16 protein-coding genes are annotated in these 13,987 nt (G+C 71.2%); 9 read left to right on the plus strand and 7 right to left on the minus strand.

Annotated features, from left to right (window positions below; all coding sequences use genetic code 11):
- Positions 1-40 precede the first annotated feature (40 nt).
- The 5 genes from AB0C16_RS21335 to AB0C16_RS21355 form a co-directional block, all read right to left on the minus strand.
- Complete coding sequence (locus AB0C16_RS21335) at positions 41-376, minus strand: hypothetical protein (protein WP_357685404.1); 336 nt, start codon at positions 374-376, stop codon at positions 41-43.
- 10 nt (positions 377-386) lie between these two features.
- Positions 387-758, minus strand: a complete 372-nt coding sequence (locus AB0C16_RS21340; RefSeq protein WP_357685406.1) for a YbaB/EbfC family nucleoid-associated protein — start codon at positions 756-758, stop codon at positions 387-389.
- Positions 759-881: 123 nt separating this feature from the next.
- Positions 882-1,271: a hypothetical protein gene (locus AB0C16_RS21345; protein ID WP_357685408.1), complete on the minus strand. Its 390-nt coding sequence runs from the start codon at positions 1,269-1,271 to the stop codon at positions 882-884.
- Positions 1,268-2,158: an SseB family protein gene (locus AB0C16_RS21350; RefSeq protein WP_357685410.1), complete on the minus strand. Its 891-nt coding sequence runs from the start codon at positions 2,156-2,158 to the stop codon at positions 1,268-1,270. The genes AB0C16_RS21345 and AB0C16_RS21350 overlap by 4 nt, the downstream gene beginning before the upstream one ends.
- Before the next feature lie 53 nt (positions 2,159-2,211).
- A complete protein-coding gene (locus tag AB0C16_RS21355) occupies positions 2,212-3,168 on the minus strand; it encodes a helix-turn-helix domain-containing protein (RefSeq protein WP_357685412.1) in 957 nt (318 codons plus the stop codon).
- A 72-nt stretch (positions 3,169-3,240) separates the two neighbouring features.
- On the opposite strand from AB0C16_RS21355, the gene AB0C16_RS21360 reads away from it, so the two are divergent.
- The 8 genes from AB0C16_RS21360 (at position 3,241) to AB0C16_RS21395 (ending at position 11,787) form a co-directional block, all read left to right on the plus strand.
- Positions 3,241-4,503 (plus strand): MFS transporter, encoded by a 1,263-nt coding sequence (locus AB0C16_RS21360; RefSeq protein ID WP_357685414.1) that lies wholly within the window; start codon positions 3,241-3,243, stop codon positions 4,501-4,503.
- Positions 4,500-5,231 (plus strand): aminoacyl-tRNA hydrolase, encoded by a 732-nt coding sequence (locus tag AB0C16_RS21365; protein WP_357685416.1) that lies wholly within the window; start codon positions 4,500-4,502, stop codon positions 5,229-5,231. Before AB0C16_RS21360 ends, AB0C16_RS21365 begins: the two co-directional genes overlap by 4 nt.
- 199 nt (positions 5,232-5,430) lie before the next feature.
- Entirely contained in the window at positions 5,431-6,207 is a 777-nt protein-coding gene (locus AB0C16_RS21370; RefSeq protein WP_357685418.1) for a hypothetical protein, read from the plus strand.
- 36 nt (positions 6,208-6,243) lie between these two features.
- Positions 6,244-8,166, plus strand: coding sequence for an ATP-dependent zinc metalloprotease FtsH (gene ftsH, locus AB0C16_RS21375; protein WP_357685420.1), 1,923 nt, complete (start codon positions 6,244-6,246; stop codon positions 8,164-8,166).
- 83 nt (positions 8,167-8,249) lie between these two features.
- The gene (locus tag AB0C16_RS21380; RefSeq protein ID WP_357685422.1) at positions 8,250-8,801 is read left to right on the plus strand and encodes a DUF937 domain-containing protein; all 552 of its coding nucleotides are present in this window, start codon (positions 8,250-8,252) and stop codon (positions 8,799-8,801) included.
- 16 nt (positions 8,802-8,817) lie between these two features.
- Positions 8,818-9,399, plus strand: coding sequence for a nucleoside triphosphate pyrophosphatase (locus AB0C16_RS21385; RefSeq protein WP_357685424.1), 582 nt, complete (start codon positions 8,818-8,820; stop codon positions 9,397-9,399).
- A 10-nt stretch (positions 9,400-9,409) separates the two neighbouring features.
- Complete coding sequence (locus AB0C16_RS21390) at positions 9,410-10,171, plus strand: EI24 domain-containing protein (RefSeq protein WP_357685426.1); 762 nt, start codon at positions 9,410-9,412, stop codon at positions 10,169-10,171.
- A gap of 347 nt (positions 10,172-10,518) precedes the next feature.
- Entirely contained in the window at positions 10,519-11,787 is a 1,269-nt protein-coding gene (locus tag AB0C16_RS21395; protein WP_357685428.1) for a DUF4192 domain-containing protein, read from the plus strand.
- On the opposite strand, the gene AB0C16_RS21400 is transcribed toward AB0C16_RS21395, so the two are convergent.
- Positions 11,748-12,092 carry a hypothetical protein gene (locus AB0C16_RS21400; protein WP_357685430.1) on the minus strand — a complete coding sequence of 115 codons (345 nt, stop codon included), beginning with the start codon at positions 12,090-12,092 and terminating at the stop codon, positions 11,748-11,750. The genes AB0C16_RS21395 and AB0C16_RS21400 overlap by 40 nt on opposite strands.
- Positions 12,093-12,227: 135 nt before the next feature.
- On the opposite strand from AB0C16_RS21400, the gene AB0C16_RS21405 reads away from it, so the two are divergent.
- Positions 12,228-12,827 (plus strand): DUF1707 and DUF4870 domain-containing protein, encoded by a 600-nt coding sequence (locus AB0C16_RS21405; protein ID WP_357685431.1) that lies wholly within the window; start codon positions 12,228-12,230, stop codon positions 12,825-12,827.
- A 195-nt stretch (positions 12,828-13,022) separates the two neighbouring features.
- On the opposite strand, the gene AB0C16_RS21410 is transcribed toward AB0C16_RS21405, so the two are convergent.
- Entirely contained in the window at positions 13,023-13,748 is a 726-nt protein-coding gene (locus AB0C16_RS21410) for a septal ring lytic transglycosylase RlpA family protein (RefSeq protein ID WP_357685433.1), read from the minus strand.
- Between the last annotated feature and the right edge of the window lie 239 nt (positions 13,749-13,987).

A 13,987-nucleotide genomic window follows, 5' to 3' on the forward strand; every position in this document is an offset into this window, starting at 1 on the left:
ATTCCGCTCGCCGCCCGATCGGCGGTCTGTGAGAAGGGGCTCAGATCTCGGTGAGCAGTTTCTTGATGCGCGCCGCCTCGGCCTGGTTGGTCGCGACCGAGTTGCCGATGGTGTCGCGCAGGGTCGGGCCCGCCTTGACGATCTGGTCGATGACCCGCTGCCCGGACCTGATCATCTGGAGCGGTCCACCGCTTCGCATGAGCGCCTCCTGGAACCGGATGCCCTCGGCTCCGCGTCCCCAGGGGGCGGCGGCCACGTGGCCTTCGATCTCCGAGGCCGCCGCGTCCCATTCCTTCTTGAGGTTCGTGGCCATGTCGTTCCAGACGTTGATGCCCGCCGCCACGGCCCGCTCGCTGAAGTACACTCCGTCGCGCATCGTGATCACGTCATCCCTTCCCGGTCATCCGGTCCGCCAGCTGCCGCATCGCGGTCTCGATGTCACCCTCGATATGGGCCTCCATCTGCTCGGGTGGGATCAACGGCGCGAAGATCTCCACGACGCGCTCGCGGGCTTTGGCGGTGGCGCGGGCGATGGTCGCGGTGATCGAGTCGGCCAGCTGCCTGGAGTCGGGCCGGCGATAGATGCGCGGGTCGATGTCGAGCCGGATCAGGTCTCCGCGTGCGCCCACGGTGGCCGACACCAGGGCGTCGGGAGACGTCTCCGTCACCCTTACGGCACGAGCCCGCTCATGCAGCTCGAGTGCCTCTTCCTGCATGCGCATGAACATGGCGCGCAGTTCTTCCGCGTAGGCCTCCATGCCTGAGGCCTCCGCCGACCCGTACTCCACTCGCCCCCCGAAGCGCACAAGTCACTCAGCTAACTTTGAGCAAGATTTTCCTTAATTCTCACAAAGTGCACAAGAGGTGAACAGAAAGAACTTCTAGCGCAGGAGGGACACCACGTGCTCACGCAGTTCGCCGGCCTCGCCGCGCGCGACCCGGAGACGGTGGACGCCGCGCTCGACGCGCTCCAGGCCCAGCCGCCGGGCGACCGTGACCTGCCCGCCGGTGTATTCGAGCAGCAACTCGCCGTCGCTCTCGCCCAGCACCAGGAACGGCTCGCCGCGCCACTCACAGACGGTCGTGACGAAGGCCGCCTCCTCGCACTCGGCGGCCGGAACGGGCAGCACGAAACAGTCCGGTGTCACCTCTTCGAACCCCTCGGCGGGCACCGGGCTGCGCAGGCGCATCCACAGGCCGTCGGGACGCGGATCGGGGCTGGCCTCGTAGTCCACCCCTTCGCGGCGGGCCCGGTATCCGTGCCGGATCACGCCACGTCCTCGCGCGGCACGACGCGCACCAGCAGCCACCGTCCGGTGTCGCCGTCGTAGACGGCGCGCCGCCGCTCGACCCCCTCCACCGTCAGCTCGACGATCTCGGCGCCGTGCGTGAGACCCACTCCGTCGATCTTGTACTCGCGGATCAGCTGGTCGACGTTGGGCACGAGTCCCAGGCCGATGAAGGGCGGCTCCTCGATCACCCACCCGGCCACCGCGGCCATGCTCGCCTCGTCGACCCCGCCGTACGGTGTGCGGTAGAGGGCGGGCCCGGCGGCGTGCCAGCGCAGGATGTTCACCGACCCGTCCGGTGTCACCGCGTCGGGCTGCGCCAGGGCGTTGGCGAGCACGCCGGGGGTGGCGATGTGCGCGACGTCCAGCGCGTGGTGGCAGTAGCCGGACACCCGGGTCTCGCCGTCGACCAGCAGGGCGTGAATGGCGGGCGGGTGCAGCAGCTTCTGGACCACCGGCAGCCCAGAACCGGGGTCGAGGACGAGATCCTGGGCCATGGACGGGACCGCGAGCCTGGCGACCGTGCCCGATTCGAGCGGGAAGGCGACCGGCAGCGTCGGGTTGACCGCCAGCCCCCAGCGCGGGTCCGGCCACCCGGCGGCGAGCTCCGGAAGCGAGGTGACCCGGTACGTCGCGAGACCGGTGACCGTCCGCATCGCCTCGACCGAGGTGAAGGCCGCCAGCCAGGTGCGCTCGTCGTCGGTCACGGTCGCCCACGCGGGCGGCTCCTGCCCGGCCGCAGCCGCCTCGCTGATCGGCAGCGCGAAGTCGGCCTCGCGTAACAGGGACAGGCAGCGGGCCAGGTCGCCGGCCGCGAACGCCGCCTCCAGCTCGTCCTCGAACGGGCTTCTCGCCCCCCAACCCTGCATACGCCTCACCCTACGACGACACGCCGAAGGAATGATCACCCTCCGGGGGACGGTCAGCCCACGGGGCGGCGGAAGGTGTGGCGGTAGGCCAGAGGGGCCACGCCGACGGCCGAGTGCAGGTGCTGGCGCAGGGAGACCGCGGTGCCGAAGCCGGCGCGGCGAGCCACCTGGTCCACCGGCAGGTCGGTCGTCTCCAGCAGGTGGCGGGCGTGCTCGACCCGTTGCCTGGCGAGCCAGCGGGCCGGGCTGAGGCCGGTCTCCTCACGGAAGCGCCTGGTGAAGGTGCGCACGCTCATGTTGGCGTGCTCGGCCAGCGCCGCCAGGTCCAGCGGGGTGTGGAGGTTGGCCAGCATCCAGCCGCGGGTGGCGGCCGTGCCGGTGTCGGCGGCCGGGGGAAGCGGGCGTTCGATGTACTGGGCCTGGCCGCCTTCGCGCCACGGGGGCATGACGCAGCGGCGGGCCGCGCGGTTGGCCACCTCGCTGCCGTGGTCGCGCCTGATCACGTGGAAGCACAGGTCGAGGCCGGCCGCCACGCCCGCCGAGGTGAGGACGTCGCCGTCGTCGATGAACAGGACGTCGGGATCGAGCCTGACCTTCGGGAACAACGCCGCGAAGTGGGCCGCGTCGCGCCAGTGGGTGGTGGCCGGGCGGCCGTCCAGCAGACCGGCGGCGGCCAGCACGTAGGCGCCCGTGCAGATCGACATCACCCTCGGGCGGCCATGCAGCGCGGCGGCGAGGGTGTCGCTGATCGTGCCGTTCAGCAGGGCGCTGCCCGCGTGGATGCCGGGCACCAGCACGGTGTCGGCGGTGTCGAGCACGTCGAGATCGTGGTCGGGCAGCACGCTGTAGCCCGCCGAGCAGCGCACCGGCCTGCGGCCGGGTGAGCAGGTCACCACCTCGTAGAGCTTCTCGCCCTCGGCCGACTCCGCCGACCAGAACACCTGCCCCGGGACGCCCAGGTCGAGCGGGGCGAAGTGGTTGAGAACGAGGACCGCGATCCGGTGCGCCATGGCCGGATTCTTTCAGAGGTTGGCTATCCGGTCACTCGCTCGCGCACACGGTGGTGGATCAGGATGGTCCGCATGACCCTGAGCGCCACCCGCCCCCGCGCGCGCCTGCATCGGGCCTGGTTCGTCGCGGCCGTCGCCTTCGTGGCCATCCTGGGGGCGGCCGGGTTCCGCGCCACCCCGGGAGTGCTGATCAATCCGCTCCAGGCGGAGTTCGGCTGGACCAAGGGCACGATCTCGCTCGCGGTGTCGATCAACCTGGTGCTCTACGGGCTCACCGCCCCCTTCGCCGCCGCCCTGATGGACCGCTTCGGCATGCGCCGCGTGGTCGCGCTGGCGCTGCTGGTGGTGGCCGCCGGCAGCGGGCTGACCGTCCTGATGACCGAGAGCTGGCACCTGCTGCTGCTCTGGGGCGTGCTGGTCGGGCTCGGCACCGGCTCGATGGCGCTGGTGTTCGTGGCGACGGTGACCGACCGCTGGTTCGTGCGCCACCGCGGGCTCGTCACCGGCGTGCTGACCGCCGCCGGCGCCGCCGGGCAGCTCGTCTTCCTGCCCGTGCTGGCCTGGCTGGCCGAGGGTCCCGGCTGGCGGGTGGCCTCGCTGACCGTCGCGGGCGCCGCGCTGGCCGTGGTGCCCTTCGTCTGGTGGCTGCTGCGCGACCGTCCCGAGGACGTGGGCACCACCGCCCTTGGAGCCGAGCCCGGCGCGACCCGTACCGAACCGAGCACCGCGAACGCGGCCGTCAGGGCGGTCACGGTGCTGAGATCGGCGGCGCGGACCCGCCCGTTCTGGTATCTCGCGGGCGGCTTCGCCATCTGCGGCGCCAGCACGAACGGCCTGGTCGGCACCCATTTCATCCCCGCCGCGCACGACCACGGCATGGCGGAGCCGATGGCGGCCGGGCTGCTCGCGATCATCGGCGTCTTCGACATCGTCGGCACGATCGCCTCCGGCTGGCTCAGCGACAAGATCGACCCCAGGCTGCTGCTCGCCGTCTACTACGGGCTGCGCGGGGTCTCGCTGATGATCCTGCCGAGTCTGTTCGCGGCCACCGCCGAGCCGAGCATGCTGATCTTCATCGTGTTCTACGGGCTCGACTGGGTGGCGACCGTGCCGCCGACGGTGGCGCTGTGCCGGAGGATCTACGGCGCCGACGGGGCCGTGGTGTTCGGCTGGGTGTTCGGCTCGCACCAGGTGGGCGCCGCGATCGCGGCCGTGGCCGCCGGGCTCACCCGCGACCACCTGGGCGCCTACGACCTCGCGTGGTACGGCTCCGGCCTGCTCTGCCTCCTGGCCACCGGCATGTCCCTGGCGATCGGGCATGCTAGGAGACGATGAACGCCTCCGAGCCCAACGACCACGAGCCCAACGACCACGAGCCGAACGCCTCCGAGCCCAACGGCCGCGAGCCCAACGACTCCGACCTGATGGTGCTGCCGCTGGTCATCAGGATCGAACGGGCCACGCCGCCCGAGCGCACCGACGCGCTGGAGGCGGCGGCCATGGCCGTGCTGAGCCTGCTCGACGACCCGGGCGAGTGGGCCGCAGAGGTGGCGGCCTGGCAGTCCACCGGCAGGATCCGCAAGGTCGTCCGCCGGGCCAGGGGCGCCGAGTGGCGCCGGGCGGTCGCGCTGCCCGGCCGCACGGTCGAGCACCGCACCGCCGAGGTGCGCGTGCACCCGCCCGTGCCGCTCGACGACTGGCCGCGCGACCTCGCGCGGCTGCAGGTGTCCGGCACCGAGCTGACCGACACGCGCGATCTCGGGCCCGCCGAGGCACCGATCCTGTGGGCCAACCCCGGCCTCGACATGTCGGCCGGCAAGGCGATGGCCCAGGCCGGGCACGCCGCGCAGCTCGCCTGGTGGGCCAGCGACCACTCCGAGCGCGACGCCTGGCGGGCCGCCGGGCTGGCGGTGTCGGTGCGCACCGCCGCGGAGACCGGCTTCGCGGCGAAGGTCGAGGCGGGCCTGCCCGTGGTGCGCGACGCCGGGTTCACCGAGATCGCGCCAGGCTCGTGCACGTTCGTGGCGGAGGCGCCCTGGCTGTACGGGCGCGTCCGCCGGTAACCGCTGATCCGGAGCTCCACCTGTTCGGCACAGGCATGATGACACTTCGGTTGCTTCATGAGCGGAATGGCGGGATTTGTCGTACGCTCCCGTCGTGCTCGATGGGGAAGATGGGACCGTGGGTTCCGATGTGAAGACAGTTGACAGATCGGGAACCCCTGCCTCTCCGCCAAGGCGCTCCCGCATCGGCGATCTGCCGATGCGGGTGATTTACCGCGGGTGCGCCGTGGTCGCCGCGGTGGCGGTCGCCGCCGTGGGGCTCGTCTTCGTGCTCCCGTCGCGGCCGGACGAGGTCGCCGCAGGGCAGGTCGCCGCGCCATCTGCCGTGCCGGCCTCGTCCGTTCCCGCCCCTATGCCCACGCCGTCTCCCTCGCCGACCACGTCCCTCGCCGCGGCCACTCCCCGGCCGACGCCGACGCCCGGCACGTCACTGACTCCCGGCTACACGGCCATGGAGGCCCTGTACGCCGACATCCGGGTGCCCAGGCTGCCGGCCAAGGTCAAGCGCCTCGCGCTCCGGTCGCCGGGCAAGCACGCGATCAAGGACACCCGGTCGGGGCTCGCCGTGCCGAGACTCGGCGGGCAGTGGAAGAGGCACGGCGCGGCGCCGTTCACGACCAAGCAGGTGCTGCCCATCAAGCGCGGCTCGACCCGGCGCGGCACGTTCGTCACCTGCCCGCTGCCCATCGAGGAGCAGGCCGAGCCGCGTGACACCGCGTTGCTCGCCGCGCGCTGGACGCTCAACCACCACCCCAAGGGCGCCACGATCACCTGGATCGCCTCGCAGCCCGTCAAGGACGGTTGGATGCTGGTTTATCAGGTCAAGTACGGCAAGAGCAGCTCGCGCGCGGCGGTGGCCGTAGTCGACGGGGGAATGGCCAAACCCGGATTGGCGTTTGTGTCAGTGCCGGACACGCAACGCGATCGGTGGCCTGACGTGACTCGCGCGGCCTCGTGGGTGCGTGTCCCGAAGTAAAGGATTATGACTGCGGTGATGTGGGGGAGTAAAGCCGTGGAACGCTCTGGATCGCCGCAGACCCAGGACCAGGATCGGTCCAAGCCGCCCTGGCGCTCCGAAGGACTGCCCGGCACGCCCGGCGGCCGACGCAAGATGAACTGGTGGCGGTTCGCCGCCACCCTGCTCGTCGTCTACGCGATTTTCTTCCTGGTGTCGTCGTTCCTCGACAACCGCCAGGTCGAGACGATCTCCTACACCGAGTTCACCACGCAGGTCGACGCGAAGAACGTCAAGGAGATCTACGCCACCGGCCTGTCCATCGAGGGCGATCTGAAGGCCGCGGCCAAGGATCCCGGCAGCGGCGACAAGTCCTACACCGAGTTCCGCACCGAGGTCCCCGCCTTCGCCAACACCGAGCAGCTCTCGCGGCAGCTCGACACGGCCGGCGTGGAGATCAAGGCCGAGCCGATCGGCGGCCGCGGCTTCGCCGTCAACCTGCTGCTCTCTCTCCTGCCCGTGGCGCTGCTGGCCGGGCTCTGGATCTGGATCATGCGCCGGGGCGCCGGGATGATGGGCGGCGGAGGGCTGGGCGGCCTCGGCAAGTCCAAGGCGGCCAAGCCGGTCGCGGCCGGCAAGGTGCGCGTCACCTTCGACGACGTGGCCGGCATCGACGAGGTGGAGAACGAACTCGTCGAGATCGTCGACTACCTCAAGGACCCCGGCAAGTACCGCAGGCTCGGCGCCAAGCTGCCCAAGGGCGTGCTGCTCGCCGGGCCTCCCGGCACCGGCAAGACGCTGCTGGCCCGGGCCGTGGCCGGCGAGGCCGGCGTCCCCTACTTCTCGGCGAGCGCGTCCGAGTTCATCGAGATGATCGTCGGAGTCGGCGCGTCCCGGGTGCGCGACCTGTTCGAGGAGGCGCGCAAGGTGGCGCCGTCGATCGTGTTCATCGACGAGATCGACGCCATCGGCCGGGCCCGCGGCGGCGCGGGCGGCATCGGCGGCCACGACGAGCGCGAGCAGACGCTGAACCAGATCCTCACCGAGATGGACGGCTTCTCCGGCGCCGAGGGCGTCATCGTCATCGGCGCCACCAACCGCCCCGAGGTCCTCGATCCCGCGCTGCTCCGGCCCGGCCGCTTCGACCGCACGGTCCAGGTGGGGCTGCCCGACGCGGCGGGCCGTACCGCGATCCTGGAGGTGCACACCAGGGGAGTCCCGCTCGACGTGGGCGTCAGCCTCGACCAGATCGCCAAGACCACGCCCGGCATGACCGGCGCCGACCTGGCCAACCTGGTCAACGAGGCGGCACTGCTGGCGGCCAAGCGGGGCAAGGAGAAGGTCACCGCCGTCGACTGCTCCGACGCGCTGGAGAAACTGCAGCTCGGCGCGGCGCGCAGCATCGTCATGCCCGAGGAGGAGCGCAACCGGACCGCCTACCACGAGGCGGGTCACGCGCTGCTCGGCATGCTGCAGCCCGGCGCCGACCCGGTGCGCAAGATCTCGATCATCCCGCGCGGGCGCGCGCTCGGCGTCACGCTTTCCACCCCCGACACCGACCGGTACGCCTACGACGAGGAGTATCTCCGCGGGCGCATCGCCGGCGCGCTCGGCGGGATGGCGGCCGAGCAGGTCGTGTTCGGCGTGGTCACCACCGGCTCGGAGAGCGACCTGGAGCAGGTCTCGATGATCGCCCGCGGCATGGTGGGCCGGTGGGGCATGTCGCAGAAGATCGGCCCGCTGACGATCCTGCCCTCCGACGGCCAGCAGCCGCAGGCCTCGCCCGCGACGCTCGCGATGGTCGACGAGGAGGCCCGGCGGATCGTGGACGAGTGCTACGAGCGGGCCCTCGACGTGCTCAGCCGCAACCGCGGCAAGCTCGACGCGATCGTCGAGGCGCTGCTGGAGCACGAGACGCTCGACGAGGTCGGCGCGTACGGTGCCGCGGGCCTCGGCCACGCGAGGGTCGTGCAGGGCTAGCTTTTCCAAGACTTAGGGCAAGTCGGGATATAGCTGGGTTTAGCGTGGGGAAAGCCTCCCAGAAGGATGGACGGGGGACTGCCATGACTCTGAACGACGAGCTCCTCGCCGGGCTCGGAGACCCCGGTCTGGAGCAGATCGCCGGGATGCTGGGCACCGACGTGGCGACCGCGCGCACCGTTCTCCAGGCGGTGTCGGGCACCATCGTCGGCGGCATGGCCCGCAACGCCGAGGACCCCGACGGCGCCGAGGCCCTTCGCGGCGCGCTGGACGAGCACGTCGACGCCGACCCGTTCAACGGCGACATCGCCTCCCTGACGCGCGACGGCCAGAGCATCCTCGGCCACGTGCTCGGCGGCCAGGGCACCGAGCAGGCCGCGGCCGGGCTCGCCCGCCTCGCCGATGTCGACTCCGGCATGCTCATGAAGCTGCTGCCCCTCATCGCCCCCATGATCATGTCGCTGCTGGCCAACCGCGCGAGCGACCAGGACATGGACGCCGCCGCGATCGCCGAGGAACTCGTCCGCGAGCAGTCCTCCCTGCCGAGCGATCTGGGCGCGGTGCTCGCCGGGCTGCTGGCCGGGATCTTCGGTGAGACGGTGCCCCAGCAGGCCCGAACGCAGGGTGATTGGTGACCGGTAAGCTGGTGCGGTGATCGTCCTGGCCTCAGCCTCTCCCGCCCGCCTCGCCCTGCTGCGCGGTGCGGGGCTCGACCCCAAAGTGATCGTCAGCGGGGTCGACGAGGAGTCGTTCTCCGCCTACTCACCCGCGGCGCTCAGTCTCGAGCTCGCCAAGGCCAAGGCTGCGGCGGTGGCGAGCGGCCTGGACGAAGGGCTGGTCATCGGCTGCGACTCCATCCTCGAGCTCGACGGCCGCCCCTACGGCAAGCCGGCCACGGCAGAGGAGGCCGCCGAGCGCTGGCGCGTCCTGCGCGGCCGGACGGGCCGCCTCGTCACCGGTCACTGTGTCATCGACGTGGCCGCCGACCGGCAGGTGGCCGAGGTGGCGACCACCGTGATCCACTTCGGCCTGCCGTCCGAAGACGAGATCGCCGCCTACGCCGCCACTGGCGAGCCGCTCGGCCTGGCCGGCGCGTTCAGCATCGAGGGGCGCGGCGGCTGGTTCGTCGACGGCATCGAAGGCGACCACGGCAACGTGCTCGGCCTCTCGCTGCCCCTGACGCGGCGCCTGTTCGAGGAGCTGGGCTACACGGTGACCTCGTTCTGGCGCTAGCCTGCCGGGCATGCGATCAGTGCGCGACTTCATGGCCGGCGTGGGGTTCTTCGTGCAGGGCGTGGGGTGGGTCGCCCGGCACGGGCGATGGTGGCTGTTCGGGCTGATCCCCGCGTTGATCGCGTTCGCCATCTACGTGGTGGCGCTCGTCCTCCTCGGCACCAACGCCGGCGAGCTGGCCGAGTTCCTGACCCCGTTCGCCGACTCGTGGGGGTGGCGCGACGCCTTCCGGGCGATGGTGGGCGTCGCGCTGTTCCTGGGCGGCCTGGCGCTGGCGGTGCTGACCTTCACCGCGCTGACCCTCGCCATCGGGGAGCCGTTCTACGAGAAGCTGTCCGGCGCCGTCGACCCGGTGGACGGGGTGGAGGAGCAGCCGTGGTGGCGCACCCTGCCCCGGTCGATCAAGGACAGCCTGGTGACCCTGGGCTTCGTGCTGATGTTCACCGTTCCGCTGTTCTTCCTCGGGTTCATCCCGGTCGTGGGGCAGACCGTGGTGCCGGTGCTGGGCGCGGCCATCTCGGGGTTCTTCCTCACGGTGGAGCTGACCACTCTGGCTCTGGAGCGGCGCGGCATGGCCCGCAAGCAGAGGTTCGCCCTGCTGAGGAGCAGCAAGCCGGCCACCCTGGGGTTCGGAGTCGCCGTCTTCGCGCTGTTCCTGGTGCCTTTCGTGGCGGTCATCGCGATGCCCGCCGCGGTGGCGGGCGCCGCCCTCCTCGTCCGCACCCGCCTGGCACCCGGACCCGGCGCACCGGACCTGACGCGCCGCGTCTGACGTGCCGGACCTGACGTGCCGGACCTGACGTGCCGGACCTGACGCGCCGCGCTTGATAAGCCGCGTCTGGCGCGCCACCCCTGATGCGCCGGACCTGATGCGCCACCCCTGATGCGCCGGACCTGATGCGCCACCCCTGATGCGCCGGACCTGATGCGCCGCGGCATGCTGCGCCGCGGCATGCTGCGCCCGACGCGCGCCCTGGCCCGACGCGTTGGGTCTGATCCGTGCCGGGGGCTGACGCCTCGGCGGTGGTTGTCCACAGTGCGTGGCATGCCGTGCCGGTTATCCCCAGAACGGGGTTCCGGGCATCAAAGGGAAGCCGGGTTCGGCCACCCTCGTGCCTCATGACGACCAACACCTCCGAGCCCAGCCTCACCCTGGCCGGTCCCGCCGACATCCTGGCCGCGGTGCCCTACCTGGTGGGCTTCCACCCCGCCGACAGTCTCATCGTGGTCGGGCTCGCCCGCGGGCAGGTCAAGGTGGCCGCCAGGTGGAGCCTCCCGTTCCCGCCGGGCACGCTGGCGCCGCTGCCCCCACTGTTCGAACGCGAGGGCATCACGCGGGTCATCGTCATCGGCTACGGCCCGGGCGAGCGGGTGACCCCGGCGGTCGACGAGGCCAGGGCGTTCGCGGCCAGGGCCGGAGTGGAGGTCGACGAGGCGCTGCGGGCCCACGAAGGCCGCTACTGGTCCTACGTCTGCGACGTCGCCCACTGCTGCCCGCCCGGCGGCACCCCGTTCGATCCCACCGCCAGCCCGATCGCGGCCGAGGCGACGGTGCACGGCATGGTCGCCCTGCCAGACCGCCAGACCCTCGAAAACACCATCGCCCCCGTCACCGGCCCGGTGCGGATGGCGATGCGCCGGGCGACGGCCGACGCGGTGGCCGGCTTCCGTGCCGGTCTCACGGCCGCCGCCGACCCCGACGCGTTCGCCCGGGAGTTCGTCGCCCACGCGCTCGTACGGGTCCGCGCGGCGCTGGCCGTCCACGCCGCCGGCGGGCGCGTCGACGACGCCGAGGCGGCCAGGCTGGGCCTCGACCTCGCCGTGGTCAGGGTGCGTGACGAGGCGTGGACCCTCATGGAAGACGGCCACATCGGCCTGTGGAAGGACCTCATGCGCAGGCTGGAGCCCCGCTTCGTCCCGCCGGCCGCGTCGCTGTTCGCCATGGGCTCCTGGCGGTCGGGTGACAGTGTCCTCGCCACGATCGCCCTCGAACGCGTGCTGGCCATCCACCCGGGCTACTCCATGGCCAATCTGCTCATGCACGCTCTGCGCAACCTGCTGTCACCGGGCATGCTCCGCGGCCGCATGCCCACCCCCGCCGACCTCGACACCGCTATGGGCGCGGCCCGCGCGAGCTGGCTCGTCCCCCTCCTCGACCTGCTCGACCAGGACGACCAGGACGGCCGGAACGACCGCCAGGACGGCCGGAACGACCAAGAGGGCCGGAACGACCAAAAGGGCTGGGACGACCAAGAGGGCCGGAACGACCAAAAGGGCTGGGACGACCAGGAGGGCTGGGACGACCAGGAGGCACCCGCCCTACGGGCCGCGACGCCGGCCGCGGACGGTCAGAGCCCACCCTCCTCGCGGCGGCGGCGCTCGTTGTAGGCGCGCATCCGCTGGGGATAGCCGGTGAGCTGCACGTCATACACCGGTAATGCCAGGTCACGTGCGACCTTGTGGATCACCGCGGGGGCGCCGACCCTTCGCCGCGTCCATTCGCCGTCGTCAGCCACGGCGACGGCGGTGGTGTCGGTCGCGAACGTCTCGGGCTCGACGTAGAACTCCACACCACGCCGGGACCGGGCAAAGGCGATGAGCGCTTCGATGTCGGCGTCTGTCGCCTCCCGGTCGAATTTCGCAATCCTGGGGCCGCGCAGACGCCGGATGCCGTAGCGGTCTCGCCATCTCATGAGTCCTTTTTATACCGTCAAAAGGCTTCGCGCGTCGGGGCAGATCTAGGGGACACCTCGGGGATCCTCCCGATGGCCATCGCGCCGCGACGAGACGCAGTATGGAGGGTGACTGTTTCGAACCTAAGGAGAGGCATGACTGTGATGGCTGGGGTACCCACATCCCCGGACCCGGGACAGGTGCCGCCGGCTCACCTGCGCGCCACCAACCAGGACCGTGAGCACGTGGTGGAGCACGTCAAAACCGCCTACGCCGAGGGCCGCTTCGACAAGCTCGAGTTCGACGACCGCCTCGAACGCGCGATGACCGCCCGCACCCACGGTGACCTGATGCCCATCATGACGGAGCTCTACGGCACGCACTTGGCGCCCCCGCACCGCCCGATGCCGCCGCCGGTCCGCCGCCCCGAGACGGCTCCGGTCGGCAACGAGCTCCTCGGCGCCTCCGCGGCCCATCTGCTGGCGGTCGTCGGGTTCCCGATCGTCGGCCCGCTGATCCTCATGCTCACCGGCGGCAAGACCTCGGCCTACATCCGGCGCCACGCGGTCGAGGCACTCAACTTCCAGCTCACCCTGATCGGCGCGACGATCCTGTTGCCGATGACGGTCATCGGCGTCGTGCTCGTCCCGGTGATCTGGGTGGCTGCCTTCGTCCTCTCCGTCATCGGCGGCATCACGGCGCTCTCGGAGAAGCAGCCGTTCCGCTATCCCATGACGATTCGCCTGGTGAAGTAACTCCCGACGAGGTGACCGCTGGGAGCGAAGGCCGACAGCTCGCGGTCCGGGCGGCCATCGCTCCCGCCGCGCGGGGGCTCGGCGCGCTGATCACGATGGCCCGACTCGTCCACGCGGCCCGTCACACGACCAAGGAGGCCGGCGGGCGGGATCTCGTGCTCGGGCCGCTTGGGTCGTGTTCGGCCCGGGGGCCGGTCAGCGGGACAGGACCGCGTACGTGACCCTCATGACGCCCGCGCCGGTGTTGCCGATGGCGGCGAAGGCGGCCTCGGACAGGTCGAGGCAACGGCCGCCGATGAACGGGCCGCGGTCGTTGACGCGGACCGTCACCGCCTTGCCGGTGGCCGGGTTGGTGACGCGGACCCTGCTGCCGAACGGGAGCGTCTTGTGCGCCGCGGTCAGCGCCGACGGGTTGAAACGTTCGCCGTTGGCCGTCATCTGGCCCTCGTTGTAGAAGGACGCGCCACAACTGCCCGTGGAAACCACGCGGGAGGGTTTGGCCTTCGTCTTGGTCGCCGGCTTCTTACTGGCCTTCGGCTGGGAGGCGGCCAGCGGCTTGGCGGAGGCCGACGTGGAGGGCGCGGGCGTGTTCGGCGCGGTCTTGGCACCGGTGGGATCGGAGGTCGCGCCGGTGACGGGCCCGGCGACCGGCCCGGTGGGTGAGACGGTGGGTGAGACGGTGGCTGAAACGGTGGGAGACGCGGCGCCCGGCCCGCCGGGTGATGCCGCAGGGGACAGGCTGGTCTCGGGGGACAGGGCCGAGGTCTTCGGGTCGTCGTTGGCGACGGCGGCCCACGCGGTGGTGGAGGCGGCGGCGATGACGGCCGCTCCGGCTGCGACGGTGACCCAGCGGCGCTTGGCCGGAGACGTCGTGCGGCCGGGCGGGTTGGGAAGGGACGGCTTGCGCGAATGCTGGCCCAAGGTAAACCACAGTCCTAGCTAGGGGAAAGGACGGGGAAAGGCCAGACAGGGGAGGTGATGGGGGCGCATGCCGGCCGATCCCGTGTGCGGGGTGGGGTTCCCCGCGGACCTGGACGAATATGCGACAAACAGCGAGTAAAGGCAACCTAATAGGACAACCAGTGATATATCTCACTTTGGTAACAAGATTGTTTAGGTGCCGTGATCAAAGCGGTGACCAAAGTCATCAAAGCCGATGA

Origin of the sequence: Nonomuraea sp. NPDC048916, from assembly GCF_040649575.1 — a bacterium.
Classification (GTDB): Bacteria; Actinomycetota; Actinomycetes; order Streptosporangiales; family Streptosporangiaceae; genus Nonomuraea.

Excerpts from the sequence above, each read along its gene's own strand:
- AB0C16_RS21335 (WP_357685404.1), bottom strand. The coding sequence starts at position 376 with ATGCGCGACGGAGTGTACTTCAGCGAGCGGGCCGTGGCGGCGGGCATC.
- AB0C16_RS21340 (WP_357685406.1), bottom strand. The coding sequence starts at position 758 with ATGGAGGCCTACGCGGAAGAACTGCGCGCCATGTTCATGCGCATGCAG.
- AB0C16_RS21350 (WP_357685410.1), bottom strand. The coding sequence starts at position 2,158 with ATGCAGGGTTGGGGGGCGAGAAGCCCGTTCGAGGACGAGCTGGAGGCG.
- AB0C16_RS21355 (WP_357685412.1), bottom strand. The coding sequence starts at position 3,168 with ATGGCGCACCGGATCGCGGTCCTCGTTCTCAACCACTTCGCCCCGCTC.
- AB0C16_RS21360 (WP_357685414.1), top strand. The coding sequence starts at position 3,241 with ATGACCCTGAGCGCCACCCGCCCCCGCGCGCGCCTGCATCGGGCCTGG.
- AB0C16_RS21365 (WP_357685416.1), top strand. The coding sequence starts at position 4,500 with ATGAACGCCTCCGAGCCCAACGACCACGAGCCCAACGACCACGAGCCG.
- AB0C16_RS21370 (WP_357685418.1), top strand. The coding sequence starts at position 5,431 with ATGCGGGTGATTTACCGCGGGTGCGCCGTGGTCGCCGCGGTGGCGGTC.
- AB0C16_RS21380 (WP_357685422.1), top strand. The coding sequence starts at position 8,250 with ATGACTCTGAACGACGAGCTCCTCGCCGGGCTCGGAGACCCCGGTCTG.
- AB0C16_RS21390 (WP_357685426.1), top strand. The coding sequence starts at position 9,410 with ATGCGATCAGTGCGCGACTTCATGGCCGGCGTGGGGTTCTTCGTGCAG.
- AB0C16_RS21395 (WP_357685428.1), top strand. The coding sequence starts at position 10,519 with ATGACGACCAACACCTCCGAGCCCAGCCTCACCCTGGCCGGTCCCGCC.
- AB0C16_RS21400 (WP_357685430.1), bottom strand. The coding sequence starts at position 12,092 with ATGAGATGGCGAGACCGCTACGGCATCCGGCGTCTGCGCGGCCCCAGG.
- AB0C16_RS21405 (WP_357685431.1), top strand. The coding sequence starts at position 12,228 with ATGACTGTGATGGCTGGGGTACCCACATCCCCGGACCCGGGACAGGTG.